The organism is Pseudomonas sp. B16(2017) (assembly GCF_002113205.1).
Lineage (GTDB): Bacteria > Pseudomonadota > Gammaproteobacteria > Pseudomonadales > Pseudomonadaceae > Aquipseudomonas > Aquipseudomonas pharyngis.
The window spans coordinates 289,411-315,311 of the sequence record NZ_NEKA01000001.1; the positions used below are offsets into that span (position 1 = coordinate 289,411).

At 60.7% G+C, this 25,901-nt stretch carries 27 protein-coding genes and 1 pseudogene; 18 read left to right on the forward strand and 10 right to left on the reverse strand.

The annotated features are described in order from the left end of the window. Positions 1-19 precede the first annotated feature (19 nt). Both CAG25_RS01410 and CAG25_RS01415 read right to left on the reverse strand, forming a co-directional pair. Entirely contained in the window at positions 20-1,165 is a 1,146-nt protein-coding gene (locus tag CAG25_RS01410; protein ID WP_085612079.1) for an MFS transporter, read from the reverse strand. A gap of 188 nt (positions 1,166-1,353) precedes the next feature. Continuing rightward, a complete protein-coding gene (locus CAG25_RS01415) occupies positions 1,354-2,847 on the reverse strand; it encodes an aldehyde dehydrogenase (protein WP_064600402.1) in 1,494 nt (497 codons plus the stop codon). 235 nt (positions 2,848-3,082) lie between these two features. Between CAG25_RS01415 and CAG25_RS01420 the strand changes: the two genes are divergently transcribed. Both CAG25_RS01420 and CAG25_RS01425 read left to right on the forward strand, forming a co-directional pair. Continuing rightward, on the forward strand, positions 3,083-3,445 hold the full coding sequence (locus CAG25_RS01420) for a cupin domain-containing protein (RefSeq protein ID WP_085612080.1): 363 nt from the start codon (positions 3,083-3,085) through the stop codon (positions 3,443-3,445). A 160-nt stretch (positions 3,446-3,605) separates the two neighbouring features. Then, positions 3,606-3,815, forward strand: a complete 210-nt coding sequence (locus CAG25_RS01425; protein WP_064600404.1) for a peptidase inhibitor — start codon at positions 3,606-3,608, stop codon at positions 3,813-3,815. A 74-nt stretch (positions 3,816-3,889) separates the two neighbouring features. On the opposite strand, the gene rpmG is transcribed toward CAG25_RS01425, so the two are convergent. Both rpmG and rpmB read right to left on the reverse strand, forming a co-directional pair. After that, positions 3,890-4,045 (reverse strand): 50S ribosomal protein L33, encoded by a 156-nt coding sequence (rpmG, locus tag CAG25_RS01430; RefSeq protein WP_003177274.1) that lies wholly within the window; start codon positions 4,043-4,045, stop codon positions 3,890-3,892. 11 nt (positions 4,046-4,056) lie between these two features. Then, complete coding sequence (gene rpmB / locus CAG25_RS01435) at positions 4,057-4,290, reverse strand: 50S ribosomal protein L28 (protein WP_003177273.1); 234 nt, start codon at positions 4,288-4,290, stop codon at positions 4,057-4,059. A 446-nt stretch (positions 4,291-4,736) separates the two neighbouring features. Here rpmB and CAG25_RS01440 point away from each other — a divergent pair, with 446 nt between their 5' ends. After that, the gene (locus tag CAG25_RS01440; protein ID WP_085612081.1) at positions 4,737-6,323 is read left to right on the forward strand and encodes an ABC transporter substrate-binding protein; all 1,587 of its coding nucleotides are present in this window, start codon (positions 4,737-4,739) and stop codon (positions 6,321-6,323) included. Between the two features lie 132 nt (positions 6,324-6,455). Here CAG25_RS01440 and radC read toward each other — a convergent pair whose 3' ends face one another. Then, the gene (gene radC / locus CAG25_RS01445) at positions 6,456-7,130 is read right to left on the reverse strand and encodes a DNA repair protein RadC (RefSeq protein ID WP_064600411.1); all 675 of its coding nucleotides are present in this window, start codon (positions 7,128-7,130) and stop codon (positions 6,456-6,458) included. 135 nt (positions 7,131-7,265) lie between these two features. On the opposite strand from radC, the gene coaBC reads away from it, so the two are divergent. The 4 genes and pseudogenes from coaBC (at position 7,266) to argB (ending at position 11,498) form a co-directional block, all read left to right on the forward strand. After that, positions 7,266-8,474 (forward strand): bifunctional phosphopantothenoylcysteine decarboxylase/phosphopantothenate--cysteine ligase CoaBC, encoded by a 1,209-nt coding sequence (gene coaBC, locus CAG25_RS01450; protein ID WP_064600412.1) that lies wholly within the window; start codon positions 7,266-7,268, stop codon positions 8,472-8,474. 5 nt (positions 8,475-8,479) lie between these two features. Beyond that, positions 8,480-8,935, forward strand: coding sequence for a dUTP diphosphatase (gene dut, locus CAG25_RS01455; protein WP_007954445.1), 456 nt, complete (start codon positions 8,480-8,482; stop codon positions 8,933-8,935). A gap of 256 nt (positions 8,936-9,191) precedes the next feature. Next, positions 9,192-10,568: pseudogene (locus CAG25_RS01465) on the forward strand (phosphomannomutase/phosphoglucomutase); the annotation flags it as partial. A gap of 24 nt (positions 10,569-10,592) precedes the next feature. Beyond that, a complete protein-coding gene (argB, locus tag CAG25_RS01470; protein ID WP_007954443.1) occupies positions 10,593-11,498 on the forward strand; it encodes an acetylglutamate kinase in 906 nt (301 codons plus the stop codon). A 69-nt stretch (positions 11,499-11,567) separates the two neighbouring features. Here the strand turns inward: argB and pyrE are convergent, their stop codons facing one another. Next, entirely contained in the window at positions 11,568-12,212 is a 645-nt protein-coding gene (gene pyrE / locus CAG25_RS01475; RefSeq protein WP_011336558.1) for an orotate phosphoribosyltransferase, read from the reverse strand. An 82-nt stretch (positions 12,213-12,294) separates the two neighbouring features. Between pyrE and CAG25_RS01480 the strand changes: the two genes are divergently transcribed. Continuing rightward, complete coding sequence (locus CAG25_RS01480) at positions 12,295-13,074, forward strand: exodeoxyribonuclease III (protein WP_007920349.1); 780 nt, start codon at positions 12,295-12,297, stop codon at positions 13,072-13,074. Positions 13,075-13,153: 79 nt separating this feature from the next. Here CAG25_RS01480 and gltS read toward each other — a convergent pair whose 3' ends face one another. From gltS to rph, 3 genes are all read right to left on the reverse strand, one after another. Further along, positions 13,154-14,362 (reverse strand): sodium/glutamate symporter, encoded by a 1,209-nt coding sequence (gene gltS, locus CAG25_RS01485; protein WP_064600414.1) that lies wholly within the window; start codon positions 14,360-14,362, stop codon positions 13,154-13,156. A 384-nt stretch (positions 14,363-14,746) separates the two neighbouring features. Beyond that, positions 14,747-15,115 carry a DUF4870 domain-containing protein gene (locus tag CAG25_RS01490; protein WP_085612083.1) on the reverse strand — a complete coding sequence of 123 codons (369 nt, stop codon included), beginning with the start codon at positions 15,113-15,115 and terminating at the stop codon, positions 14,747-14,749. Between the two features lie 29 nt (positions 15,116-15,144). Further along, positions 15,145-15,867: a ribonuclease PH gene (rph, locus tag CAG25_RS01495; protein WP_003229494.1), complete on the reverse strand. Its 723-nt coding sequence runs from the start codon at positions 15,865-15,867 to the stop codon at positions 15,145-15,147. Positions 15,868-16,134: 267 nt separating this feature from the next. Between rph and CAG25_RS01500 the strand changes: the two genes are divergently transcribed. From CAG25_RS01500 to CAG25_RS01525, 6 genes are all read left to right on the forward strand, one after another. Further along, on the forward strand, positions 16,135-16,998 hold the full coding sequence (locus tag CAG25_RS01500; protein WP_016770639.1) for a YicC/YloC family endoribonuclease: 864 nt from the start codon (positions 16,135-16,137) through the stop codon (positions 16,996-16,998). Between the two features lie 13 nt (positions 16,999-17,011). Next, positions 17,012-17,632 carry a guanylate kinase gene (gmk, locus tag CAG25_RS01505; RefSeq protein WP_064600422.1) on the forward strand — a complete coding sequence of 207 codons (621 nt, stop codon included), beginning with the start codon at positions 17,012-17,014 and terminating at the stop codon, positions 17,630-17,632. Positions 17,633-17,800: 168 nt separating this feature from the next. Continuing rightward, positions 17,801-18,064: a DNA-directed RNA polymerase subunit omega gene (gene rpoZ / locus CAG25_RS01510; RefSeq protein ID WP_003229503.1), complete on the forward strand. Its 264-nt coding sequence runs from the start codon at positions 17,801-17,803 to the stop codon at positions 18,062-18,064. 57 nt (positions 18,065-18,121) lie between these two features. Continuing rightward, positions 18,122-20,227: a bifunctional GTP diphosphokinase/guanosine-3',5'-bis pyrophosphate 3'-pyrophosphohydrolase gene (spoT, locus tag CAG25_RS01515; RefSeq protein ID WP_007954439.1), complete on the forward strand. Its 2,106-nt coding sequence runs from the start codon at positions 18,122-18,124 to the stop codon at positions 20,225-20,227. Between the two features lie 24 nt (positions 20,228-20,251). Further along, on the forward strand, positions 20,252-20,632 hold the full coding sequence (locus CAG25_RS01520) for a RidA family protein (protein WP_003229509.1): 381 nt from the start codon (positions 20,252-20,254) through the stop codon (positions 20,630-20,632). Positions 20,633-20,702: 70 nt separating this feature from the next. Further along, positions 20,703-21,443, forward strand: a complete 741-nt coding sequence (locus CAG25_RS01525; protein WP_074689978.1) for a hypothetical protein — start codon at positions 20,703-20,705, stop codon at positions 21,441-21,443. Positions 21,444-21,582: 139 nt separating this feature from the next. Here CAG25_RS01525 and CAG25_RS01530 read toward each other — a convergent pair whose 3' ends face one another. Then, a complete protein-coding gene (locus CAG25_RS01530; RefSeq protein ID WP_085612084.1) occupies positions 21,583-22,440 on the reverse strand; it encodes an SDR family oxidoreductase in 858 nt (285 codons plus the stop codon). 188 nt (positions 22,441-22,628) lie between these two features. On the opposite strand from CAG25_RS01530, the gene exbB reads away from it, so the two are divergent. The 4 genes from exbB to CAG25_RS01550 all read left to right on the forward strand — a co-directional run bounded on the left by exbB (position 22,629) and on the right by CAG25_RS01550 (position 25,893). Continuing rightward, entirely contained in the window at positions 22,629-23,582 is a 954-nt protein-coding gene (gene exbB, locus CAG25_RS01535; protein ID WP_085612085.1) for a tonB-system energizer ExbB, read from the forward strand. A gap of 6 nt (positions 23,583-23,588) precedes the next feature. Then, positions 23,589-24,017 carry a TonB system transport protein ExbD gene (exbD, locus tag CAG25_RS01540; RefSeq protein ID WP_039765185.1) on the forward strand — a complete coding sequence of 143 codons (429 nt, stop codon included), beginning with the start codon at positions 23,589-23,591 and terminating at the stop codon, positions 24,015-24,017. Further along, the gene (locus tag CAG25_RS01545; protein ID WP_064600428.1) at positions 24,014-24,760 is read left to right on the forward strand and encodes an energy transducer TonB; all 747 of its coding nucleotides are present in this window, start codon (positions 24,014-24,016) and stop codon (positions 24,758-24,760) included. Before exbD ends, CAG25_RS01545 begins: the two co-directional genes overlap by 4 nt. Before the next feature lie 203 nt (positions 24,761-24,963). After that, positions 24,964-25,893, forward strand: coding sequence for a hydrogen peroxide-inducible genes activator (locus tag CAG25_RS01550; protein ID WP_007954418.1), 930 nt, complete (start codon positions 24,964-24,966; stop codon positions 25,891-25,893). Positions 25,894-25,901: the final 8 nt, after the last annotated feature.

The following is a 25,901-nucleotide window of genomic DNA, read 5'->3' on the forward strand; positions in this document are numbered from 1 at the left end:
ACCCGCTCCAGCCGCCTCATCAAGCGGGCTCCGGCACCTTGCCGAACGCCCCTTGTCGCGACAGCAGAATCACCAGCCCGAACGCGCCGGCCGCCATCAGCCACGGCAACGCATGTCCGCTGATCCACTGGCTGCCCGCGCCCGCCATCAACGGCCCGATCAGACAACCGACACCCCACAGCTGCGCGACATGCGCATTGGCGCGCACCAGCGCATCGTCGCGGTAACGCTCGCCAATCAGAATCAGCGAAAGCGTGAACAGACCACCGGCACTGGCGCCGAACAGCACCCACAGCGGCCAGATCAGCAAGGTGTCGAGCAGGATCGGGATCGCCAGGCTCGACAGCATCAACACCACGGCGCAGCCGGTGAACAGGGTCCGTCGCGACAGGTAGTCGGCCAGCGCACCGATGGGCAATTGCAGCAGCGCATCGCCCACCACCACAGTGCTGACCATCGCCAGCGCGATTTCAGCGGTGAAGCCCTGTTGCAGGCAATACACCGGCAACAGCGTCAGGATCATCGCTTCGAATGCGGCGAACAAAGACACCGCCCAGGCGATGGCCGGCAGTTCGCGAGCGAAGCCCCACAGATCGCCGAAGGTCACGCTGCTGGCCTCGCTGCTCGGCGCGCCACTGCGGCCCAGCAGCAGAAACGGCGAAGCGATCAGCAGACCGACACCCACCCAGAAGCCGTAATCGTGATCGGTGCCAAGCGCACCCAGCAGTAATGGACCAGACAGTTGGCTCAGCGCATAACTGCTGCCATACAGTGCCACCAATCGTCCGCGCCAGTGCTCGACCACCAGTTGATTGATCCAGCTCTCGCCGAGGATGAACACGATGGTCAGAACCACGCCGATCATCAGCCGCAATACCAGCCAGATCGGGTAGCTCGGCAGCAGCGCCAGCAGGCCGATGGACAGCGCCCCGGCCCACAGGCACAGGCGCATCAGGTTCGCCGTGCCGAAGTGCGCGGCCAGATGACTGGAAACCTTCGCCCCCAGCAACACGCCGATGGCCGGCATCGCCGCCATCACACCAATGGCAAACGAACCGTAACCCCAACCCTCCAGGCGCAACGACACCAGCGGCATGCTGACCCCCAGGGCCAGACCAACACTCAAGACAGACGCCAACACGGCGAAATACGTCGCCCAACGCATGGTCCACGCTCCTGTGGATAATTTTTATGTGCACCACAAAACCAATGTGGGAGCGGGCTTGCTCGCGAATGCAGTCTGACAGTCGACATTATTGCTGACTGACACACCGCCTTCGCGAGCAAGCCCGCTCCCACAAGGGATCTCTGTTTCGTCAGGGTGCCTGGAGTGACCGGGCTACCGCTAACTGTTTACAGCTTGATCCAGGTCGCCTTCAGCTCGGTGTATTTGTCGAACGCGTGCAGCGACTTGTCGCGGCCGTTGCCCGACTGCTTGAAGCCGCCAAACGGTGCGGTCATGTCGCCGCCATCGTACTGATTGACCCACACGCTGCCGGCCCGCAGGGCCTTGGCGGTCAGGTGTGCCTTGGAAATGTCCTGAGTCCAGACTGCCGCCGCCAGGCCGTAAGGCGTGTCGTTGGCGATGCTGATCGCTTCCTCGGCTGTATCGAAGGCGATAACCGACAGCACCGGGCCGAAGATCTCTTCCTGGGCAATCTTCATCGCGTTGCTCACGCCGTCGAAAATCGTCGGCTCAACGTAGGTGCCACCGGTTTCCTGAAGAATGCGCTTGCCGCCGGCCACCAGTTTGGCGCCATCGGTGTGGCCCGACTCGATGTAGGACAGCACGGTGTTCATCTGCTGAGTGTCGACCAGCGCGCCAACGTTGGTGGCCGGATCCAGCGGGTTGCCCGGTTTCCAGGTTTTCAGCGCCTCGATCACCATCGGCAGGAATTTGTCCTTGATCGAACGCTCGACCAGCAGACGGGAACCTGCGGTGCAGACTTCGCCCTGGTTGAAGGCGATGGCGCTGGCGGCGGATTCGGCAGCGGCTTGCAGATCCGGCGCATCGGCAAACACGATGTTCGGGCTCTTGCCGCCGGCTTCCAGCCAGACGCGCTTCATGTTCGATTCGCCGGAATAGATCATCAGTTGCTTGGCGATCTTGGTCGAACCGGTGAACACCAAGGTGTCGACGTCGTTATGCAGCGCGAGCGCCTTGCCGACGGTGTGGCCGTAGCCCGGCAGCACGTTAAGCACGCCTTTCGGGATGCCGGCCTCGACCGCCAGTTCGGCGATGCGGATGGCGGTCAGCGGGGATTTTTCCGACGGTTTGAGGATCACCGAGTTACCGGTCGACAACGCCGGCCCGAGTTTCCAGCAGGCCATCATCAGCGGGAAGTTCCACGGCACGATGGCCCCGACCACGCCAACCGGCTCACGGGTTACCAGACCCAGTTGATCGTGCGGGGTAGCGGCGACTTCGTCGTAGATCTTGTCGATCGCTTCACCGCTCCAGCTCAGCGCTTGCGCGGCACCCGGCACGTCGATATACAGCGAATCGCTGATCGGCTTGCCCATGTCGAGGGTTTCGAGCAGGGCCAGTTCTTCGGCATGCTGCTTGAGCAGGCCGGCGAAACGGATCATGGTGGCTTTGCGTTTGGTCGGCGCCAGGCGCGACCAGACGCCGGAGTTGAACGTGGCGCGGGCGTTTTCCACGGCGCGCTGAGCGTCGGCGGCGTCACAGCTGGCAATCTTGCCCAGCAGGCGGCCATCGACCGGGCTGATGCACTCGAAGGTCTCGCCGGAGACGGCATCGGTGTACTCGCCATTGAGGAAGGCGCGGCCTTCGATCTTCAGGTCGCGAGCGCGTTGTTCCCAGTCGGCACGAGTCAGGGTGGTCATTCGAGTGTCCTCCTCTTGTTCAATACGAGCGCCGCGATCGTCGCGGTCGTCCTCAGGAATACTGCCCGGCCAGCCTGCTTTTCGGCCCGAGGCATCCGCCACCCTAAACCAGCGGCCGGGGTTGTTTCAATATATTTGACATAAGGCGGTTATACCGCCTTGCGGCGTTCAATTTAATCAACATAGACTTTGCCCCTTTCAAGCCACCGCGCCGTCTTCACGGGAGAAAACAACAATGAACATCCAGAACGTCGTCGACATCAGCCTGACCACAACCGAAGCCGAACGCTATCGCCCGGACCCGGCCAAAGTGCTCAAGGGCGATCCCGAGCAGGCGGTGTTCAATCAGTACGAAAGCCCTTGCGGGCAAATGGGTGTCGGCGTGTGGGAAGGTGCGGTCGGGCAGTGGACGGTGAATTACACCGAACATGAATACTGCGAAATCCTGCAAGGTGTTTCAGTGCTGCGTGACGGTGAAGGCAATGCAAAGACCCTGCGTGTCGGCGACCGCTTCGTGATTCCGGCCGGTTTCCGTGGCACCTGGGAAGTGCTGGAAGCGTGCCGCAAGGTCTATGTGATCTTCGAACAGAAGGCCTGATCCGACACAAGTGGTGACTACACGAGTAAGACGCGTGCAGTGCTTCTGAGTGAAACTTCGCGGCAGCGCTCATACATCGGGCAATTTCCTACCGAGGCAGGATGTCTCGGCAGGACTGACCGGCGAGCGCTCCCAACCGAATGGAACGCAAGGAGGCACCATGCCTGATTTCTGCAATATCAACGCCGCGCAATTTGCTGTCGGCCAAGTCGCCACCCCAGAGACCCTGAGCGCTATCCGCACTGCGGCCGGAGTTCAGAAACATCGACTGGAACGGCCGGAGGACTTGTTCAATCTCCTGCCCAAACCTGACCGGATCAGGGTGCTGGTCAACGATCGCAATGAGATCGATGAACTGATCTGCGGCTGATTGCTAATCGCCAGGCAACAAAAAAGGCCCGTATCGTGAGATACGGGCCTTTTTCGTAAGTCGGGAAAAATCAATTACTTGATTTTGCCTTCCTTGTAGATCACGTGCTTGCGAACAACCGGATCATATTTCTTGATCTCGATTTTGTCCGGGGTAGTACGCTTGTTCTTGTCGGTAGTGTAGAAGTGACCAGTACCGGCGCTCGAGATCAAACGAATCAATTCACGCATGATTAGCTCCCTTAAACCTTGCCGTCGCGACGCAGCTCGGCCAGCACAACGCTGATGCCACGCTTGTCGATGATACGCATGCCTTTGGCGGAAACGCGCAGGCGTACGAAACGTTTCTCTTCTTCAACCCAGAAGCGGTGATGCTGCAGGTTCGGCAGGAAACGACGACGGGTTTTGTTGTTTGCGTGGGAAATGTTGTTCCCAGTCACCGGACCCTTACCGGTAACTTGACATACTCTAGACATGCCTCAGCCCTCTAAAACCACATGCCCAACCCGGCATGGGTTGGCCGCTTAATCTCTAGTCATTGTGGCGCCAGGCGCCGCGATTCTTTAGAGGTCTTACCGGCTACACCTACAAGCGAAGGAACCGGGCCCCTAGAAAAGAGCGCTGCTTTATACCAGAAAGACCACGGAGCAACAACTTTCCGTGCGCAAAGAATGGCTAAAAAGCCGCTTTTCCCGGCCGCAAGCGCCTTGGGCAAAGGCTGCCGGCAATTTTTACCATTCGTCGAAGAAAATCGGCCATGCCCGCAATCGAGACTTTTCCCGCCACCTCTTCCGACAAATCCTTAACCCCGCAGCCCCGAAAATGCAAAAAGGGGATAGTCATTTGCAATCGCGACCACTAGGGTAGGCCTTTTCCAGACTGCACTTGCAGATGGGCCTTCGATCTGTAAAGGAAGCCGACCATGCGCCTCGCTGCCCTCCCCCTGCTCTTCGCCCCGCTGTTACTGAGTCCACTGGCCCAGGCCGCCGCCCTGAGCATCTGCACCGAGGCCAGCCCCGAGGGCTTCGACGTGGTGCAGTACAACTCGCTGACCACCACCAACGCCTCGGCGGACGTGCTGATGAACCGTCTGGTGGATTTTGACACCGCCAGCGGCAAGGTCGTCCCGAGTCTGGCCGACAGCTGGGAAGTCAGTACCGATGGCCTGAGCTATGTCTTCAAACTGCACCCGCAGGTGAAGTTCCACACCACCGACTACTTCAAGCCGACCCGCGAACTGACCGCCGAAGACGTCAAATTCAGTTTCGACCGCATGCTCGACCCGGCCAACCCGTGGCACAAGGTCGCCCAGAGCGGCTTCCCGCACGCCCAGTCGATGCAGTTGCCGAGCCTGATCAAGAAGATCGACGCACTGGATCCGCTGACCGTGCGCTTCACCCTCGATCACCCGGACTCGACGTTCCTCGCGACCCTGAGCATGGGCTTCGCCTCGATTTATTCTGCTGAATACGCCGACAAGCTGTTGAAGGCCGGCGCCACCGACAAGCTCAACAGCCAGCCGGTCGGCACCGGCCCGTTCGTCTTCACCCGGTTCCAGAAAGACGCCTCGATCCGCTACAAGGCCAACCCGGATTACTTCCGCGGCAAACCTGCGGTGGACCCGCTGATCTTCGCCATCACTCCAGACGCCAACGTGCGGCTGCAAAAGCTGCGGCGTAACGAGTGCCAGATTGCCCTGTCGCCAAAACCGCTGGACGTACAGGCTGCCAGGCAAGAGCCGACGCTGAAAATCGAAAAGACTGACGCGTTCATGACCGCCTTCGTCGGCATCAACAGCCAGCATCCGCCGCTGGACAAAGCGGAAGTGCGCCAGGCGATCAACCTCGCCTTCGACAAGGCCAACTACCTGAAAGCCGTGTTCGAGGACACCGCCGAAGCCGCCAACGGCCCGTACCCGCCGAACACCTGGAGCTACGCGAAGAACCTGCCGGGTTACGCCCACGACGTGAACAAGGCCAAGGCCCTGCTGGCCAAGGCCGGATTGAAGGACGGTTTCCAGACCACCATCTGGACGCGCCCGTCCGGCAGCCTGCTCAACCCGAACCCGAGCCTCGGCGCGCAGCTCCTGCAATCGGATCTGGCAGAAATCGGCATTCAAGCGGAAATCCGCGTGATCGAGTGGGGCGAACTGATCCGTCGCGCCAAGGCTGGCGAACATGACTTGCTGTTCATGGGCTGGGCCGGCGACAACGGTGACCCGGACAACTTCCTCACGCCGCAGTTTTCCTGCGCGGCGGTCAAATCCGGCACCAACTTCGCCCGCTACTGCAATGCCGACCTGGACAAGCTGATCAGCGCCGGCAAGACCACCAGCGAACAAGGCGTACGTACCAAGCTCTACGAACAGGCGCAGGCGCAGATCCAGCAGCAGGCACTGTGGCTGCCGCTGGCGCATCCGACGGCCTATGCGCTGACGCGTAAGGACGTGCAAGGTTACTCGGTGAGCCCGTTTGGGCGGCAGGATTACTCCAAGGTCACCCTGAAGTAACCCGCCACAACACAAAACCTGTGGGAGCTGGCTTGCCAGCGATAGCGGACTGACAGACAACATTGTGCTGAATGTGCCGCCGTCATCGCTGGCAAGCCAGCTCCCACAGGGTTTTGCATTCTCCCTTCGGAGCTACATCCAGCCACACTCCGCCATCGACAACGGTTCCCCATCGCCAACGATGAAGTGATCGAGTACCCGCACGTCGATCAACTCCAAAGCCTTCTGCAAACGCTTGGTCAATAATCGATCAGCCTGACTGGGATCGGAGTTTCCCGACGGATGGTTATGGCACAGGATCACCGCTGCCGCGTTGTTGGCCAGGGAACGCTTCACGACTTCCCGGGGATGCACGGCCGTGTTGTCGATCGAGCCGCGAAACAGCGTCTCGAAAGTCAGCACCTGATGTTTGGAGTCGAGAAACAGGCAACCGAACACCTCGTGCGGCTCGTGGCGCAGCATGGCCTTGAGGTAATCACGCACGACCTGCGGATTTTCCAGCGCCGTTTTCTGGCGCATGCGCTCGGCCAAGTGTCGCCGCCCCATTTCCAGCACGGCCTGCAACTGGGCGAACTTCGCCGGGCCCAGGCCCAGTTGTTCACTGAACGTTGCGAGATCGGCCTCAAGCAAAGCACGCAAGCTGCCGAACTGACTCAACAGATGCCTTGCTACATCCACCGCACTTTTGCCGGATACGCCGGTACGTAGAAAAATCGCCAGCAATTCGGCATCGGAAAGACTTCCCGAGCCCTGTTCCAACAGCTTCTCCCGCGGCCTTTCCGCCGCCGGCCAATCGCGAATACTCATACACCTTCCTTGTCTGTGGGCGCCGCTGTTCCGTAGCGGTCGCTGTGATATCGTAGCCCATCTTTTTTGCGGGCGAATTCACCCTGGGGAGGGGGTTTCGCCACGTATGTCACCAACGAAATGAAAGGCAGACCTATGCAGCGGCTGTATCGGAAACGCATCGTTCTGGGCGTCGGCGGCGGCATTGCTGCCTACAAGAGCGCCGACCTTGTGCGCCGCCTGATCGATCAGGGCGCCGAAGTGCGCGTGGTCATGACCCGTGGCGGCAGCGAATTCATCACCCCGCTGACCATGCAGGCGTTGTCCGGTCACCCGGTTCACCTGGACTTGCTCGACCCGGCCGCCGAAGCGGCGATGGGCCACATCGAACTGGCCAAATGGGCCGATCTGGTGCTGATCGCCCCGGCCACCGCCGACCTGCTCGCCCGTCTGGCCCAAGGCATTGCCAACGATTTGCTGACCACCCTGGTGCTGGCCACCGACGCGGTCGTAGCGGTCGCCCCGGCCATGAACCAGGCCATGTGGCGCGACCCGGCGACCCAGGCCAACCTGCAACTTCTTGAAAGCCGTGGCCTGAAGACCTTCGGCCCGGCCTCGGGCAGCCAGGCCTGCGGCGACGTCGGCATGGGCCGCATGATGGAAGCCACCGACCTGGCCCAGCTCGCGGCGGACTGCTTCCAGCGTCAGGCATTGACCGGCAAGCACGTGGTGATCACCGCCGGCCCGACCCAGGAAAACATCGACCCGGTGCGCTACATCACCAACCACAGCTCCGGCAAAATGGGCTTCGCCCTGGCTGAAGCGGCGGTGGAAGCCGGCGCCCGAGTCACGCTGATCAGCGGCCCGGTGCACCTGCCGACGCCGGATCGCGTCACCCGGATCGACGTGGTCAGCGCCCGAGACATGCTCGCCGCGTGCGAAGCCGCGATCCCTTGCGACATCTTTATCGCCTCGGCGGCGGTTGCGGACTACCGTCCGGAAGTCGTCGCCCCGCAAAAATTGAAGAAAGACCCTACGAGCGGCGACGGCTTCGTCCTGCAAATGGTGCGTAACCCGGACATCCTGGCCACCATCGCGACCCGTCCCGACCGTCCGTTCAGTGTCGGCTTCGCCGCCGAGACCGAACACCTGCTCGACTACGCTGCACGCAAGCTGAAGGACAAGAATCTCGATCTGATCGTCGCCAACGACGTCGCCAACCCGAGCATCGGTTTCAACAGCGAAGAAAACGCCTGCAGCGTCATCGACCGTGCGCTGCACGCCACGCTTTTCGCCCAGACCAGCAAGAGCAAGATCGCTCGCCAACTGGTCACTTTTATCGCCGAACGTCTGAACCAGGTTTAATTTACATGCACGCTTTGCAAGCCAAGATCCTCGACCCACGCATCGGTACCGAATTCCCGCTGCCGCAATACGCCACACCGGGCTCCGCCGGCCTCGACCTGCGCGCCATGCTGCAAGAGGACATCGTGATCAAGCCGGGTGAAACGGTGCTGATCCCCACCGGTCTGTCGGTCTACATCGGCGACCCGAACCTCGCCGCGCTGATCCTGCCGCGCTCGGGCATGGGCCATAAGCACGGCATCGTGCTGGGCAACCTCGTCGGCCTGATCGACTCCGACTACCAGGGCCCGCTGATGGTCTCCTGCTGGAACCGTGGCCAGACCGAATTCACCATGCCGGTTGGCGAGCGCCTGGCGCAGCTGGTGCTGGTGCCGGTGGTTCAGGCGCACTTCGAAATGGTTGAAGAGTTCGTCGAAACCGAACGCGGCGCTGGCGGTTTCGGCCATTCCGGCACCAAGTGATTGGTTTTGTGGCGAGGGAGCCTGCTCTCTCGCCATAAAAATACGCAGATTCATCTGCAAGCTTTACCGCTGAAAATCAAGGCATTGGCAGGCCAAAGCCACGCCGTACAAGGCGTCATGGCCCTTTCACACCACGAACTCTCTGTGAAAACCGCCGTCATACCCTTCAGTTTGAGCTTGCCGTCGAATAGTCGTCGGTGTGTCCAGCCACTTTCGAGATGGAGCATTTTCGCAGATGAGCACCCCCGCCCAAGTCGCCCCGAAGCTTCCCGACAGCATCTTCCGCGCCTACGACATTCGCGGCACCGTGCCGGAATTCCTCAATGGCGAAACCGCCTACTGGATCGGTCGCGCCATCGGCTCCCAGAGCCTGGCCCAGGGCGAACCGAACGTGTCCGTCGGTCGTGACGGCCGTCTGTCCGGCCCGGAACTGGTTGCCGAACTGATCCGCGGTATCGCCGAAAGCGGCTGCCATGTCAGCGACGTCGGCCTGGTGCCGACGCCTGCGCTGTACTACGCCGCCAACGTGCTGGCCGGCAAATCCGGCGTGATGCTCACCGGCAGCCACAACCCGTCGAACTACAACGGCTTCAAGATCGTGATCGCCGGCGATACCCTCGCCAATGAACAGATTCAGGTTTTGCATGAGCGTATCAAGACCGGCAACCTGAGCAGCGGCACGGGCAGCGTGACCCAGGTCGAGATCCTCGACCGCTACACCACTGAAATCGTCCAGGACATCAAACTGGCCCGGCGCCTGAAAGTCGTGGTCGACTGCGGCAACGGCGCGGCCGGCGTGATCGCCCCGCAACTGATCGAAGCACTGAACTGCGAAGTCATCCCGCTGTTCTGCGAAGTCGACGGCAACTTCCCGAACCACCACCCGGACCCGGGCAAGCCTGAGAACCTCGTCGACCTGATCGCCAAGGTCAAGGAAACCCAGGCTGACATCGGCCTGGCTTTCGACGGTGACGGCGACCGCGTCGGCGTGGTGACCAACACCGGCACCATTGTGTTCCCGGATCGCCTGCTTATGCTGTTCGCCCGTGACGTGGTGGCGCGCAACCCGGACGCGGAGATCATCTTCGACGTCAAATGCACCCGTCGCCTGATCCCGCTGATCAAGGAATATGGCGGTCGGCCGCTAATGTGGAAGACCGGTCACTCGTTGATCAAAAAGAAAATGAAACAGTCCGGCGCGCTGTTGGCCGGCGAAATGAGCGGGCACATTTTCTTCAAGGAGCGCTGGTTCGGTTTCGACGACGGCATTTACAGCGCCGCACGGCTGCTGGAAATCCTCAGCAAGGAAAAATCTTCGGCGGAGGAGCTGTTCGCGACCTTCCCGAACGATATTTCCACGCCGGAAATCAATATCCATGTGACCGAAGAGAGCAAATTCAGCATCATTGATGCACTGCACGATGCGCAGTGGGGCCCAGGCGCCGACCTGACCACCATTGACGGCGTGCGGGTCGACTACGCCAAAGGCTGGGGCCTGGTGCGCGCGTCCAACACCACACCGGTGCTGGTGCTGCGCTTCGAGGCCGATGACGAGGCTGAATTGCAGCGCATCAAGGCTGTGTTCCATGCCCAACTGAAACGCGTTGCACCTGATCTCCAACTACCGTTCTGATTGCTGATTCACCCGGAGCCCTGAATGACCCTCGAACGCGATGCCGCCGCCAACACTGCCAAGGTCCTGTCCGAAGCGCTGCCTTACATCCGCCGATACGTCGGCAAGACCCTGGTGATCAAATACGGCGGCAACGCGATGGAAAGCGAGGAGCTGAAAACCGGCTTCGCCCGCGACATCGTGCTGATGAAGGCCGTGGGCATCAACCCGGTGGTCGTGCACGGCGGTGGCCCGCAGATCGGTGATCTGCTCAAGCGCCTGTCGATCGAAAGCCACTTCGTCGACGGCATGCGCGTCACCGACGCCGCGACCATGGACGTGGTGGAGATGGTCCTGGGCGGTCAGGTCAACAAAAGCATCGTCAACCTGATCAACCGTCACGGCGGCAGCGCCATCGGCCTGACCGGTAAAGACGCCGGGCTGATTCGTGCGAAGAAGCTCACCGTCACCCGCCAGACCCCGGAGATGACCCAGCCGGAAATCATCGACATCGGCCATGTGGGCGAGGTTGTCGGGATCAACACCGAACTGCTGAACCTGCTGGTCAAAGGCAACTTCATCCCGGTGATAGCGCCGATCGGCGTGGGTGAGAACGGCGAGTCGTACAACATCAACGCTGACCTGGTGGCCGGCAAGGTTGCCGAAGCACTGAAAGCCGAGAAGCTGATGCTGCTGACCAACATCGCCGGCCTGATGGACAAGTCGGGCACCGTACTGACCGGCCTGAGCACCCAGCAGGTCGACGACCTGATCGCCGACGGCACCATCTACGGCGGCATGCTGCCGAAGATCCGCTGTGCACTGGAAGCGGTTCAGGGCGGCGTGGGCAGCTCGCTGATCATCGACGGCCGTGTACCGAACGCGATCCTGCTGGAAATCTTCACCGATACCGGTGTGGGTACGCTGATCAGCAATCGCAAGCGTCCGTAAGCGCTCGCGCAAACAAAAAGACCCCGCTCAGCCTGGCTGAGCGGGGTCTTTTTTTGCCTGAAGCTGCGATCAGACGCCGAACTGGGCGCGATAGGCTTCAACGGCTGGCAGGTGCTGCTTGAGCTGCGGATCGTCAGCCAGGAATTCCAGCACCTGGTTCAGCGACACGATGCTGATGACCGGGATGCCGAAATCACGCTCGACTTCCTGGATTGCCGACAGCTCGCCGTTACCGCGCTCCTGACGGTTCAGAGCGATCAGCACGCCAGCGGCCTTGGCGCCGTCCTGGGAAGCAATGATCTGCATCACTTCACGGATGGCGGTGCCGGCAGTGATCACATCGTCGATGATCAGCACATCACCGGTCAGCGGTGCGCCGACCAGGCTGCCGCCCTCGCCGTGGGCCTTGGCTTCCTTGCGGTTGAAGCACCATGGCAAATCACGGTTATGGTGTTCGGCCAGCGCCACGGCAGTGGTTGCCGCCAGCGGGATGCCTTTGTAGGCCGGACCGAACAGCACGTCGAACGGAATACCGCTCTCGGCGATGGCTGCGGCGTAGAAACGGCCCAGCTGCGCGAGCGCGGAACCCGAGTTGAACAGGCCGGCATTGAAGAAGTAAGGACTGGTGCGCCCGGACTTCAGGGTGAACTCACCGAAGCGCAAAACGCCGCGATCGATGGCAAAACGAATGAAATCGCGCTGATACGCTTGCATGAAAAAAACCCCAAATACCACGGATTTAGCTAATTAGCTTGACGCCGTGTATCATACACGCACGCGATTTTTGGGGCCATTTATGCGGATCATCAGTGTGAACGTCAATGGTATTCAGGCTGCAGTCGAGCGCGGTTTGCTCAGTTGGCTGCAGGCACAGAATGCCGACGTCATCTGCCTGCAGGACACCCGTGCCTCCGCCTTTGAACTGGACGACCCAGCCTTCCAACTGGATGGCTACTTCCTTTATGCCTGCGATGCTGAAGTCCCTGCCCAAGGTGGCGTGGCTTTGTATTCGCGGTTGCAACCGAAGGCTGTCATCAGCGGTCTCGGATTCGAGACGGCCGACCGCTACGGGCGCTACCTGCAAGCAGATTTCGACAAAGTCAGTATTGCCACCTTGCTGCTTCCTTCGGGGATGAACGGCGATGAGGACTTGAACCAGAAGTTCAAGCTCATGGACGATTTCGGCAAGTACCTGGACAAACAGCGGCGCAAACGTCGCGAGTACATTTATTGTGGCTCGCTGTACGTCGCGCAGCAGAAGCTCGACATCAAGAACTGGCGCGACAGCCAGCAATCCCCGGGTTTCCTGGCGCCGGAACGCGCCTGGATGGACGAGATTGTCGGCAACATGGGCTACGTAGATGCCCTGCGCGAAGTCAGCCGCGAAGGTGACCAGTACAGCTGGTGGCCGGACAACGAACAGGCCGAGATGCTGAATCTGGGCTGGCGCTTCGACTACCAGATCCTGACTCCAGGGCTGCGGCGCTTCGTGCGCAGCGCACGCCTGCCACGTCAGCCACGGTTCTCGCAGCATGCGCCGCTGATCGTCGACTACGACTGGACGCTGACCATCTAAGCGCAGTTTCGTAGTTGAAAAAATGCCCGTATCACAAGATACGGGCATTTTTTTGTCTGCGTTCGAAGTGAAATCGAACTCAGATGACGGCGAAGAAAGGCAGCATCAGATACAGCTTGATCACGATGACATTAATAATGTCGATGAAGAACGCCCCCACCATCGGTACGACCAGAAACGCGATCTGCGAAGGCCCATAGCGTTGCGTAACCACTTGCATGTTAGCGATGGCAGTCGGCGTGGCACCGAGACCAAAACCGCAGTGCCCCGCCGCCAGTACGGCAGCATCGTAGTTACTGCCCATCATCCGGAACGTCACAAAGATCGCGAACAGCGCCATGACCAGCGCCTGTACAGCCAGAATGATGAAGATCGGCAACGCCAACGCCGCCAGATCCCACAATTTGAGCGACATCAGGGCGATCGCCAGAAACAGCGAAAGGCTGACATTCCCCAACACCGAGACTTCACGTTCAAACACCTGATACAACCCCAGCGCTGAAAGACCGTTGCGCAGCACCACGCCCACGAACAGCACGCAAACGAACGTCGGCAATTCGAATGCCGTGCCGTGAAGCAGGCCATTAAGAAGATTACCCGCCAGCAAGCTGACCGCGATCAGAGCCAGGGTTTCGATAAAGGAAAATGGCGTGATCGAGCGCTCTTTGTTCGGCTGCTCGAAGCCCCGTGGCAGGCTTTGCGGCGCCTGGGCGTTGCAGCCAGGCACTTCCACACGCTTGATGAGTAAACGAGCAACCGGACCGCCTATCAGACCACCCAGTACAAGACCGAACGTCGCAGAGGCGATCGCCAGTTCCGAGGCGGAGGCCAGGCCGTATTTTTCATTGAATACCGCACCCCATGCAGCGCCGGTACCGTGACCGCCCGCCAGGGTAATCGACCCCGTCAGCAGCCCCATCAGCGGATCAAGGCCAAGCACTTTTGCGAGTCCGATACCCATGGCGTTTTGCAGAATCAGAAGGCCGATGACCGCTAACAAGAACATTCCGACTACGCGACCGCCCTTCTTGAGACTGGCGAAATCGGCACTCAGACCGATAGTGGCAAAAAACGCCAGCATGAGCGGTGTCTGCAATGAGGTATCGAAACGAACTTCTATATCAAGCGCTCGCAATACCAGAAGAACCAGCGCAACCAGCAAACCACCCGCAACGGGTTCGGGAATATTGAAATTGCGCAGTACACCAACACGGGCAACAAGGCCACGCCCCAGCAGAAGTACGAGTGAAGCGGCCACGAGCGTGCCGTAGAAATCGAGCTGAATCATCTGGATTATTCTTGGCTATATATTCAGAGGCGAACTTTCCCTGGATACGCCTCATGAACCGGCGAACTTTTCAACACCGGAAACACTGGAATTCAAAAGCCTTCGATGGCTTGAACATATCGAAATATTTCTGAAGGAATATAACGTGCGACAACCATACCAAGCATAAAGTCATGCTGCCAATGTTCTTCGACAACATAAAGGCATCGTACTTGTGACTAAAAATGTAAGGCTGATGAATATATTAAATACCATCTACCATTCATCGCAGAAAGATTATTCCTACAAGCATTACAGGCTTATTGAGTTGCAAAAAAGCCCTGGCAAGTCAGGGCTTTTAAATATGCGGAATGATTATTCCAACATGCACCTTGCGGCCGGATGCTATTTGATCAACCGCCAAGTGAACGGATAGCGATACGGGAAACCTTCGTTGGCTTTCACACCACCGATAATCGTCAACACCAGCGCCGCGATGGCCAGCAGGCCAAACAGCACGAACCCGATCAGCAACAGCATCAGCACGAAACAGATCATCGAAGCGATCGCCACGGTGATCTGGAAATTCAGCGCTTCCTTGCCCTGGGCGTCGATGAACGGATCGGTCTCGCGCTTCATCTGCCACAGGACCAGCGGCCCGATCAGCGTACCGAACGGAATCCAGATCCCCAGCAAGGCGGACAAGTGACAAAACATGGCCCATTGGCGAACCTCCTGGCTCGGTTTGGGCAGCAACTCTTGCTCACCACTCATTGCGTCCTCCTTGCGGGTTACGAACCTGCTCAGTCGGCCAGTGCAGCCTTTTGCAGTTCGAAGATCTCGTTCATGCCTTTCTTCGCCAGCTCCAGCATCGCGTTCAGCTCTTCAGGCTGGAACGGCGCGCCTTCGGCGGTGCCCTGCACTTCGATGAAACCACCGGTGCTGGTCATCACCACGTTGAGGTCAGTCTCGGCGGCAGAGTCTTCAAGATAGTCCAAATCCAGCACCGGCTCGCCCTGGTACATGCCCACGGAAACGGCACCGATCATTTGCTTGAGCGGGTCGCCGCCTTTCAGGCCGCCGCGCTTCTTGATCACTTTCAGTGCATCGACCAGCGCAACCATGGCGCCGGTGATCGACGCAGTGCGGGTACCGCCGTCGGCCTGGATCACGTCGCAGTCGACGTACAGGGTGACGTCGCCCAGCTTGGACATGTCCAGCGCGGCGCGCAGGGAACGGCCGATCAGGCGCTGGATTTCCAGGGTACGACCGCCCTGCTTGCCACGGCTGGCTTCACGCTGGTTACGCTCGCCGGTGGCGCGCGGCAGCATGCCGTATTCGGCGGTCAGCCAACCCTGGCCCTGGCCTTTGAGGAAACGCGGCACGCCGTTTTCGACGCTGACGGTGCAGATGACTTTGGTATCACCGAATTCGACCAGTACCGATCCCTCGGCGTGTTTGGTGTAGTTGCGGGTAATGCGGATCGAGCGGAGCTGATCGGCAGCGCGACCACTTGGACGTTTCATAGGAGATACCTGTACTGGGGACGGAAAACTGCGGACCATTATAGAGCCGCGCACCGCGCCTGGGCACTCGTTAAAAAATCCGGCCGACGACCGAAGGCCCTGAAACGCGCATTGCCGACGGCCTGCAGCCCTTTGTCACACCGTGTGTTTGGGCGCATCTGCCGCACTGCGCTACAATCCTGCGCCTTTGCTGCCAGTCGGCTTAAATTCATTGATATCGAGCTGCGGAGCTTCAATTCGCGCCGATCTGTATCGCGAGGTCACCCCATGGTGCACAGCATGACCGCCTTCGCCCGCGTCGAAAAAGCCGGCGTCCAGGGCACCCTGAGCTGGGAACTGCGCTCGGTCAACAGCCGTTACCTGGAACCCCACCTGCGCCTGCCGGAGTCGTTTCGCGACCTCGAAGGCGCTGTCCGCGAAGCCCTGCGCCAGGGCCTGTCGCGCGGCAAACTGGAATGCACCCTGCGCTTCACCGAGGAAAGCACCGGCAAGCCGCTGCAGGTGGATCGCGAGCGCGCTGCACAACTGGTCGCCGCGGCCGAAACCGTCGCCGGCCTGATCAAGAACCCGGCCGCGCTGAACCCGCTGGAAGTGCTGGCCTGGCCAGGCGTACTGGTCGCCGACGCCACCGACCCGCAGGCGCTGAACGCCGAGGCGCTGGCCCTGTTCAATCAAGGCCTGAAAGACCTCAAGGCCGGCCGCGAGCGCGAAGGCGCGGAGTTGGCCCGCCTGATCAACGATCGCCTGACCTCCATCGAGGAAGATGTGGTGACCCTGCGCGAACTGGTTCCGCAGATGCTCGCCACCCAGCGCCAGAAAGTCCTCGACCGTTTCGCCGACATGAAGGCCGAACTGGACCCGCAGCGCCTGGAACAGGAAATGGTCATCCTCGCGCAAAAGAGCGACGTGGCCGAAGAACTGGATCGCCTGAGCACCCACATCATCGAAGTTCGCCGGGTGCTCAAGTCCGGCGGTGCCGCCGGCCGGCGCCTGGACTTCCTGATGCAGGAGCTCAACCGCGAAGCCAACACACTGGGCTCCAAGGCCTTCGACCCGCGCAGCACCCAGGCGGCGGTCAACCTCAAGGTGTTGATCGAGCAGATGCGCGAACAAGTGCAGAATATTGAGTAAGGCTACCCCCGACATGACCCACAGCACCGGCACCCTGTACATCATTTCCGCCCCCTCGGGCGCGGGCAAGAGCAGTCTGGTCAAGGCCCTGACCGACGCCGATCCGGAAATCCGCGTCTCGATTTCCCACACCACCCGCGCCATGCGCCCGGGCGAAGTGGACGGCGTGAACTATCACTTCGTGACCCGCGAAGAGTTCGTGAAGATGGGTGAGCACGGCGACTTCCTGGAACGCGCCGAAGTCTTCGGCAACTTCTACGGCACCTCGCAAAGCCGCCTGCAGCAGACCCTGGACGAAGGCCACGACCTGATTCTGGAAATCGACTGGCAAGGCGCCGAGCAAGTGCGCAAGCTGATGCCGCAGGCCCGTTCGATCTTCATTCTGCCGCCATCGCTGCAGGCCCTGCACCAGCGCCTGACCAACCGTGGCCAGGACAGCGACGACATCATCGACGGCCGGATGCGTGAAGCGGTCAGCGAGATGAGCCACTATGTCGAGTACGACTACCTGATCATCAACGACGATTTCGCCCACGCGCTGGACGATCTGAAGGCGATTTTCCGCGCCAATCAGCTGCAACAGAAACGTCAGCAAGTGCGTTTCGGCAAATTGCTGGCTGAATTGCTCGGCTGAAACAGCACTTCCCAAAACCGCTGCAAGGGCTTTACATTGGCACTTGCAGCGCGTTGAAGAGTCTGGTCAAAAAATCAGCGCTTCCCTAATCGCTGGTGATTTTTTAAACTGTTGAGTCCGCTCGCCCAACCGGGCAGCGCGCATATTGCATTCGCTCCGAGGAATACCATGGCCCGCGTAACCGTTGAAGACTGCCTAGAACACGTGGAAAACCGCTTTGAGCTGGTCATGCTCTCTACCAAGCGTGCCCGTCAACTGGCCACCGGCGGCAAAGAGCCCCTGGTTCAGTGGGAAAACGACAAACCGACCGTAGTTGCGCTGCGTGAAATCGCTGAAGGCCTGATGAGCTACGAGTTCATCGCCGAGCAGGAAATCGTCCACGAAGACCCGGTCTTCGCTGCGTTCGAGGACGAGTCCAACGAGGCCGTCTAAGCCTATGCCTGGTCGACGTAGCACGGCGCGGGATCACAGCTTACGGCAGGAGACATCATGCCGAGCATAGACGCCCTCGCCGATCGCTTATCGACCTACCTCGGCAACGACCAGGTCAACCTGGTCCGCCGAGCGTATTTCTACGCCGAACAAGCCCACGACGGCCAACGCCGCCGCAGCGGCGAGGCGTATGTCACGCATCCTCTTGCCGTGGCGAATATTCTTGCCGACATGCACATGGACCATCAGAGCCTGATGGCTGCGATGCTGCATGACGTGATCGAAGACACCGGTATCGCCAAAGAAGCGCTGCAAGCGCAGTTCGGTGAAACCGTGGCCGAACTGGTCGACGGGGTCAGCAAACTGACCCAGATGAACTTCGAAACCAAGGCTGAAGCCCAGGCGGAAAACTTCCAGAAGATGGCGATGGCCATGGCACGCGACATTCGCGTGATCCTGGTCAAGCTCGCCGACCGTCTGCACAACATGCGTACGCTGGAAGTGCTGTCCGGCGAAAAACGCCGACGCATCGCCAAGGAAACCCTCGAGATCTACGCACCCATCGCCAACCGGCTGGGCATGCACGCGATCCGCATCGAGTTCGAAGACCTCGGCTTCAAGGCCATGCATCCGATGCGTTCCGCGCGGATCTACCAGGCGGTCAAACGCGCCCGGGGCAACCGCAAGGAAATCGTCAACAAGATCGAAGAATCCCTTGGCCACTGCCTCGCCATCGACGGCATCCAGGGCGAAGTCAGCGGTCGCCAGAAACACCTCTACGGCATCTACAAGAAAATGCGCGGCAAGCGTCGGGCCTTCAACGAGATCATGGACGTCTACGCGTTCCGGATCATCGTCGACAAGGTCGATACCTGCTACCGCGTGTTGGGTGCCGTACATAATTTGTACAAACCGTTGCCGGGGCGCTTCAAGGATTACATCGCTATCCCCAAGGCCAACGGCTATCAGTCGCTGCACACCACGCTGTTCGGCATGCACGGCGTACCGATCGAGATCCAGATCCGCACCCGTGAAATGGAAGAGATGGCCAACAACGGCATCGCCGCCCATTGGCTGTACAAATCCAGCGGCGACGAGCAGCCGAAAGGCACCCATGCCCGCGCCCGTCAGTGGGTCAAGGGCGTGCTGGAAATGCAGCAACGCGCCGGCAACTCGCTGGAATTCATCGAGAGCGTGAAGATCGACCTGTTCCCGGACGAGGTCTACGTGTTCACGCCCAAAGGCCGGATCATGGAGCTGCCCAAAGGCTCCACGGCGGTCGATTTTGCCTACGCGGTGCACACCGACGTCGGCAACAGCTGCATCGCCTGCCGGATCAACCGTCGTCTCGCACCGCTGTCCGAACCGCTGCAAAGCGGCTCCACGGTCGAGATCGTCAGCGCTCCCGGCGCACGGCCGAACCCGGCGTGGCTCAACTTCGTGGTCACCGGCAAGGCGCGGACCCACATCCGCCATGCGCTCAAACTGCAACGCCGCTCCGAATCCATCAGCCTCGGCGAACGCCTGCTGAACAAGGTGCTCAACGGCTTCGACAGCGCGCTGGAACAGATTCCGGCCGAACGCGTGAAGGCGATGCTCACCGAGTACCGCCTCGAACTGATCGAAGACCTGCTCGAAGACATCGGACTGGGCAACCGTATGGCCTATGTCGTGGCGCGCCGCCTGCTCGGCGAAGGCGAACAACTGCCAAGCCCGGAAGGTCCGCTGGCGATTCGCGGCACCGAAGGCCTGGTTCTCAGCTATGCCAAATGCTGTACGCCGATCCCGGGCGACCCGATTGTCGGTCACCTGTCGGCGGGCAAAGGCATGGTCGTGCACCTGGACAACTGCCGCAACATCAGCGAAATCCGCCACAACCCGGAAAAATGCATCCAGCTCTCGTGGGCCAAGGATGTCACCGGCGAATTCAACGTCGAACTGCGCGTCGAGCTGGAACACCAGCGCGGCCTGATCGCCCTGCTGGCCAGCAGCGTCAACGCAGCCGACGGCAATATCGAGAAAATCAGCATGGACGAACGCGATGGCCGCATCAGCGTTGTCCAGTTGGTGGTCAGCGTCCACGACCGTGTGCACCTGGCCCGCGTGATCAAGAAACTGCGCGCCCTGACCGGGGTGATCCGCATCACCCGCATGCGTGCATAACTCAAACATTACAAGGAGTCATACATGACCAAGACTGTTATCACCAGCGACAAGGCCCCGGCCGCCATCGGTACTTACTCCCAGGCGATCAAGGCCGGTAACACCGTTTACATGTCGGGTCAGATTCCCCTCGATCCAAAAACCATGGAACTGGTCGAAGGCTTCGAAGCCCAGACCGTCCAGGTGTTCGAGAACCTGAAAGCCGTGGCCGAAGCCGCCGGTGGTTCGTTCAAGGACATCGTCAAGCTGAACATCTTCCTCACCGACCTGAGCCACTTCGCCAAGGTCAACGAGATCATGGGCAAGTACTTCGACCAGCCGTACCCGGCGCGCGCCGCCATCGGCGTGGCAGCCCTGCCAAAGGGTTCGCAGGTTGAAATGGATGCCATTCTGGTCATCGAGTAATGCGCACGGCGCGGCCTCACGCCGCGCCGACTGCTCTGCGGTAAAGAAAAGGTTTTGAAAGGATTCCACCATGCGCAAAGCGCTTGCTCTCTCGCTGCTCGCCATTTTCCTCGGCGGTTGCGCCAGCAACCCTGCCGACCGTGACATCAGCGGCACCTGGATCAATCAGGTCGCCATCGATGCCGCTGCCAAGGGCGGCCCCCTGCGCGAAGCGCTTCAGGCTTACGGCCCGAACCTGGAGTGGGACGTCAACACCAAGGCCGGTCAGGCCCGCTACACCAACGGTTTCGAAAACGTCGAAGGTCGCTTGCTCGGCGAACAGTCCGGTGCCTGGAAAGTCGACTTCTATGGCAGCTCCGCCAGCGAGCTGAAACGTGACGGTGGTCAACTGCAACAAGCCGCCAACGAAAACGAACCGGAACAGGTCTTCGACCGCGCTCAGATCCCGGTGCCAGACGGCGCACCGATCGGCGCCAGCTTCGAACGCGCGCTGTATTCCGCTTATCTGGGCGGTAACTGGACGATCACCAGCGGCCAGGGCGAAGGCGCCACCGTGCAGTTCCAGGCTGACGGCCAAGTCTCCGGCCTGCCGGGTGCCGATCGTTATGCGCTGTGCCTCGCAGGCGATTGCGCGTCGATGAGCAGCGGCAACGACAGCATGTGGTTGCAGCAGAACGGTCAGGGCAACAACTGGATCTTTGTGCGCAAGGGCAAAGAGCTGGAAATCCTGCAGGCCGTGAACACGGCACTGGCGGATGAACAACCGCAGTTCACCCCGGGTGAGCGCAAGTGGTTGCTCGAGAAGCAATAACCCACCTTTGAAAACACAGTAAATCGAATGTGGAAGCGGGCTTGCTCGCGAATGCGGTCTGTCAGGCAATCAAGATGCCGCCTGACGCGACGCCTTCGCGAGCAAGCCCGCTCCCACATTTACTGTGCAATGCCGGAAGTCAGCAGCGCCCCTCAAGAATCGCGGCATACCCCTCGCGATAACTCGGATACTTCGGCACCCAACCCAGCGCCTTCGCCCGGGCATTGCTGCAACGTTTGCTGCCGGTGCGACGCACGCTCTCGTCTTCCGACCATTCGGTGACCCCCAGATACTCACGCAACCAGGCCACCACCTCGGCCAGCGGCGCAGGCGCATCGTCCACGCCGATATAGATGTCATCCAGCGCCCCGCCTTTGCGAGCTGCTTCCAGCAGAAAAGCCATCAATCCCGCCGCGTCATCGGCATGGATGCGATTGCCATACAGCGGCGGATCGATCGCCACCCGATAACCACGCCGCACCTGGGTCAGCAACCACTCACGGCCGGGGCCGTAAATGCCGGTCAGGCGCATGATGCTCGCGGGAATGCCGCTGTTGAGCGCAACCTGCTCGGCCTCCAGCATCACCCGACCGGAATAACCCGCAGCGACGGTTTCGGATTTTTCATCGACCCATTCGCCGTTCTGCTGCCCGTAAACACTGCTGCTGGAAACGAACAGCAGCCGCTCAGGCTCCTGACCGTAATCGTTCAGCCAACCCAGCACATGCTGCAAACCCTGCACATACGCCGCGCGATAACCGGCCTCATCGTGATCGGTGGCCGCCGCGCTATACACCAGGTAATCGATAGCGCCCACCGGCCACGTCTCGGGGCAATCCTCATTGAACAAGTCACCGGCCACACCGATAACGCCGTCCGGCAAACGTGAAATATCACGGCGCAGGCCGTAGACCTGGAAGCCGGCAGCCAGCAATTGCGTGGCCAGACGACTGCCGACATCACCACAACCGGCGATCAAAACAGAAGGCGCGGACATCAAAAATCTCCCATCGGAAAGCGACAGACTAGCCTCGGCAAGGGACGAGCGGCTAGCAATCAAGGAAAAAAAGCAACTCTATTACTTTTGTTAACAAGAATTACTTGCAATAATGCATGCCACTTTTGTTCTCGGCCTCACGAGGCCTGGAAGAGCATCACCGTTTTTCTATCTCAGGTCCGGCCAGCATGACACGCATTCAAAACTCCGCTTCGCCAACCAACCGACCTCGCGCCTGGAGCGCCGTGGCTGCCCTGCTGGTCAGCCTGATGCTGGCGCCGGTCGCCGCCTTCGCTGACGCACAAGCCCCGGCCGCGCCAGCTGCCACCGAGCAAAGCGCTCCGGCCGCCGCACCTGCCGCGACCGACCCGGTGCAGGCCGTAGACGCCAGCGCCGCCGACGCGCCGGAAGTCCTCGAAGCCGACAACACCCTGGGCATGGCCCACGACCTGTCGCCATGGGGCATGTACCAGAACGCCGACGTGATCGTTAAAGCCGTGATGATCGGCCTGGCCATCGCCTCGATCATCACCTGGACCATCTGGATCGCCAAGGGCTTCGAGCTGATGGGCGCCAAGCGTCGTCTGCGCGGCGAGATTGCCGCCCTGAAAAAAGCCGCCACGCTCAAAGAGGCCAGCGCCACCGCCGCGAAGGAAGGCACCCTCGCCAACCTGCTGGTACACGACGCGCTGGAAGAAATGCGCCTGTCGACCAACGCCCGCGAAAAAGAAGGCATCAAGGAGCGCGTAAGCTTCCGCCTCGAGCGCCTGGTCGCAGCCTGTGGCCGCAACATGAGCAGCGGCACCGGCGTCCTCGCCACCATCGGTTCCACCGCACCGTTCGTCGGTCTGTTCGGTACCGTGTGGGGCATCATGAACAGCTTCATCGGCATCGCCAAAACCCAGACCACCAACCTTGCCGTCGTAGCACCGGGTATCGCTGAAGCGCTGCTGGCTACCGCACTGGGTCTGGTTGCCGCGATTCCTGCCGTGGTCATCTACAACGTCTTTGCCCGCTCCATCGCCGGTTACAAGGCTCAGGTGTCCGATGCGTCGGCGCAGGTGCTGCTGCTGGTCAGCCGCGACCTCGACCACCAGCCTGAGCGCAACAGCTCGCAACCGCACATGGTGAAAGTGGGGTAATCGGCCATGGGCCTGCATTTGAAAGAAGGCGCAGACGACGATCTGGCCGAGAACCACGAAATCAACGTCACGCCGTTCATCGACGTGATGCTGGTGCTGTTGATCATCTTCATGGTGGCCGCGCCGCTGGCCACCGTGGACATCAAGGTTGACCTGCCTGCCTCGACCGCCAAACCGGCGCCGCGGCCGGAGAAACCGGTGTTCCTCAGTGTGAAGGCTGACCAGCGCCTGTTCATTGGCGATGACGAAGTGAAAGCCGAAACCCTCGGCGCCGTCCTCGACGCCAAGACCCAGGGCAAGAAAGACACGACGATCTTCTTCCAGGCCGACAAAGGCGTGGATTACGGCGACCTGATGAGCGTGATGGATAACCTGCGCGCTGCCGGTTACCTGAAGGTCGGTCTGGTCGGGCTCGAGAGCGCAGTCAAGAAATGATCACCACGCGCCATAAGCTGACGCGTTACAGCGGTAGCCTGGCCGTGGTGCTGGGTGTTCACGCGCTGGCCATCGCGCTGGCGCTGAACTGGAACGTCCGCCCGCCCATCGAATTGCCGCCGCAGGCAATGATGGTCGAGCTGGCACCGGTTCCGGCCCCGCCACCGCCTGCACCGCCGAAAGTCGTCACGCCACCGCAGCCACCGGCTCCGGTTGAGGAACTGCCGATCCCGAAACTGGCCGAAGCGCCCAAAGCCGAGATCGCGGTACCGAAACCGAAGCCCAAGCCGAAACCCAAACCGCCGAAGCCGATCGAGAAGAAACTGCCCGATCCGCCGAAGGAGAAACCGTCCGAAGAGAAGCCGGCCGATACCCAGCCGACTCAGGCCCCGACGGAGAAATCCGCCCAGCCTGCACCGGGCCCGTCGCCTGCACAATTGGCCGCCAAGGCCAGCTGGCAAGGCACCCTGCTCGCGCATCTGGCCAAGTACAAGAAGTACCCGGCCAGTGCTCAGGCACGGGGCAAGGAAGGCTTGAACCGGTTGCGTTTCGTGGTCGATGGCGAAGGCAACGTGCTGTCGTTCGAACTGGTGGGTCGCTCCGGCAACGCCGATCTCGACCGGGCCACCCTGGAAATGATCCGCCGTGCCCAGCCGCTGCCCAAGCCACCGGCGGACATGCTGACCAATGGCGCGATCGAAATTGTTGCGCCGTTTGTGTACTCGCTGGAACGTCGCCGCTGATCAAGTGTGGGAGCAAGCCCGCTCCCACAGGGTTAAGTGCTCAGCCGAGAGAACCAGGCAAAAAAGGCACCGCAAGGTGCCTTTTGCTTATCCATCCACGGCAAACCGGCATTGCCCGGTGTCGCATTCATCACTCAGTCTGATAACGTGCGTCTATCGATTGCAGCCGGTATGCTTGGCCCGCATCTTCATGGACGCTTGCTATGACTCTCACAGAATTACGCTACATCGTTACCCTCGCCCAAGAGCAGCATTTCGGCCACGCGGCCGAGCGTTGCCACGTCAGCCAGCCGACCCTGTCGGTGGGCGTGAAAAAGCTTGAAGACGAACTCGGTGTGCTGATTTTCGAGCGCAGCAAAAGCGCCGTGCGCCTGACCCCGGTCGGCGAAGGCATCGTCGCCCAGGCGCAGAAAGTGCTGGAGCAGGCCCAAGGCATTCGCGAACTGGCCCAGGCCGGCAAGAACCAGCTGACCGCCCCGCTGAAAGTCGGCGCGATCTACACCGTCGGCCCGTACCTGTTCCCGCACCTGATTCCGCAACTGCACCGGGTCGCCCCGCAGATGCCGTTGTACATCGAAGAAAACTTCACCCACGTGCTGCGCGACAAACTGCGCAACGGCGAGCTGGACGCAATCATCATCGCCCTGCCGTTCAACGAAGCCGACGTGCTGACCCTGCAACTCTACGACGAGCCGTTCTACGTCCTGATGCCGGCCCAGCACCCGTGGACCCAGAAAGAATCCATCGACGCCGCGCTGCTCAACGACAAGAGCCTGCTGCTGCTCGGCGAGGGCCATTGCTTCCGCGATCAGGTGCTGGAAGCCTGCCCGACCCTGACCAAGGGCAACGACGGCGCCAAGCACACCACGGTCGAATCCAGCTCGCTGGAAACCATTCGCCACATGGTCGCGTCCGGCCTGGGCATCTCGATCCTGCCGCTGTCGGCGGTAGATAGCCATCACTACGCTCCGGGCGTGATCGAAGTGCGTCCGTTGTCGGCACCGGTGCCGTTCCGCACAGTGGCCATCGCCTGGCGCGCCAGCTTCCCACGGCCGAAAGCCATCGAGATCCTCGCCGACTCCATTCGCCTGTGCTCGGTCGCCAAGCCTGCCGCGCCGGTCACGGCCGGTTAAGCCAGCGT

Coding starts and splice junctions, on each gene's coding strand:
- CAG25_RS01410 (WP_085612079.1), bottom strand. CDS start 1,165: ATGCGTTGGGCGACGTATTTCGCCGTGTTGGCGTCTGTCTTGAGTGTT.
- CAG25_RS01415 (WP_064600402.1), bottom strand. CDS start 2,847: ATGACCACCCTGACTCGTGCCGACTGGGAACAACGCGCTCGCGACCTG.
- CAG25_RS01420 (WP_085612080.1), top strand. CDS start 3,083: ATGAACATCCAGAACGTCGTCGACATCAGCCTGACCACAACCGAAGCC.
- CAG25_RS01425 (WP_064600404.1), top strand. CDS start 3,606: ATGCCTGATTTCTGCAATATCAACGCCGCGCAATTTGCTGTCGGCCAA.
- rpmG (WP_003177274.1), bottom strand. CDS start 4,045: ATGCGTGAATTGATTCGTTTGATCTCGAGCGCCGGTACTGGTCACTTC.
- rpmB (WP_003177273.1), bottom strand. CDS start 4,290: ATGTCTAGAGTATGTCAAGTTACCGGTAAGGGTCCGGTGACTGGGAAC.
- CAG25_RS01440 (WP_085612081.1), top strand. CDS start 4,737: ATGCGCCTCGCTGCCCTCCCCCTGCTCTTCGCCCCGCTGTTACTGAGT.
- radC (WP_064600411.1), bottom strand. CDS start 7,130: ATGAGTATTCGCGATTGGCCGGCGGCGGAAAGGCCGCGGGAGAAGCTG.
- coaBC (WP_064600412.1), top strand. CDS start 7,266: ATGCAGCGGCTGTATCGGAAACGCATCGTTCTGGGCGTCGGCGGCGGC.
- dut (WP_007954445.1), top strand. CDS start 8,480: ATGCACGCTTTGCAAGCCAAGATCCTCGACCCACGCATCGGTACCGAA.
- argB (WP_007954443.1), top strand. CDS start 10,593: ATGACCCTCGAACGCGATGCCGCCGCCAACACTGCCAAGGTCCTGTCC.
- pyrE (WP_011336558.1), bottom strand. CDS start 12,212: ATGCAAGCGTATCAGCGCGATTTCATTCGTTTTGCCATCGATCGCGGC.
- CAG25_RS01480 (WP_007920349.1), top strand. CDS start 12,295: ATGCGGATCATCAGTGTGAACGTCAATGGTATTCAGGCTGCAGTCGAG.
- gltS (WP_064600414.1), bottom strand. CDS start 14,362: ATGATTCAGCTCGATTTCTACGGCACGCTCGTGGCCGCTTCACTCGTA.
- CAG25_RS01490 (WP_085612083.1), bottom strand. CDS start 15,115: ATGAGTGGTGAGCAAGAGTTGCTGCCCAAACCGAGCCAGGAGGTTCGC.
- rph (WP_003229494.1), bottom strand. CDS start 15,867: ATGAAACGTCCAAGTGGTCGCGCTGCCGATCAGCTCCGCTCGATCCGC.
- CAG25_RS01500 (WP_016770639.1), top strand. CDS start 16,135: ATGGTGCACAGCATGACCGCCTTCGCCCGCGTCGAAAAAGCCGGCGTC.
- gmk (WP_064600422.1), top strand. CDS start 17,012: ATGACCCACAGCACCGGCACCCTGTACATCATTTCCGCCCCCTCGGGC.
- rpoZ (WP_003229503.1), top strand. CDS start 17,801: ATGGCCCGCGTAACCGTTGAAGACTGCCTAGAACACGTGGAAAACCGC.
- spoT (WP_007954439.1), top strand. CDS start 18,122: ATGCCGAGCATAGACGCCCTCGCCGATCGCTTATCGACCTACCTCGGC.
- CAG25_RS01520 (WP_003229509.1), top strand. CDS start 20,252: ATGACCAAGACTGTTATCACCAGCGACAAGGCCCCGGCCGCCATCGGT.
- CAG25_RS01525 (WP_074689978.1), top strand. CDS start 20,703: ATGCGCAAAGCGCTTGCTCTCTCGCTGCTCGCCATTTTCCTCGGCGGT.
- CAG25_RS01530 (WP_085612084.1), bottom strand. CDS start 22,440: ATGTCCGCGCCTTCTGTTTTGATCGCCGGTTGTGGTGATGTCGGCAGT.
- exbB (WP_085612085.1), top strand. CDS start 22,629: ATGACACGCATTCAAAACTCCGCTTCGCCAACCAACCGACCTCGCGCC.
- exbD (WP_039765185.1), top strand. CDS start 23,589: ATGGGCCTGCATTTGAAAGAAGGCGCAGACGACGATCTGGCCGAGAAC.
- CAG25_RS01545 (WP_064600428.1), top strand. CDS start 24,014: ATGATCACCACGCGCCATAAGCTGACGCGTTACAGCGGTAGCCTGGCC.
- CAG25_RS01550 (WP_007954418.1), top strand. CDS start 24,964: ATGACTCTCACAGAATTACGCTACATCGTTACCCTCGCCCAAGAGCAG.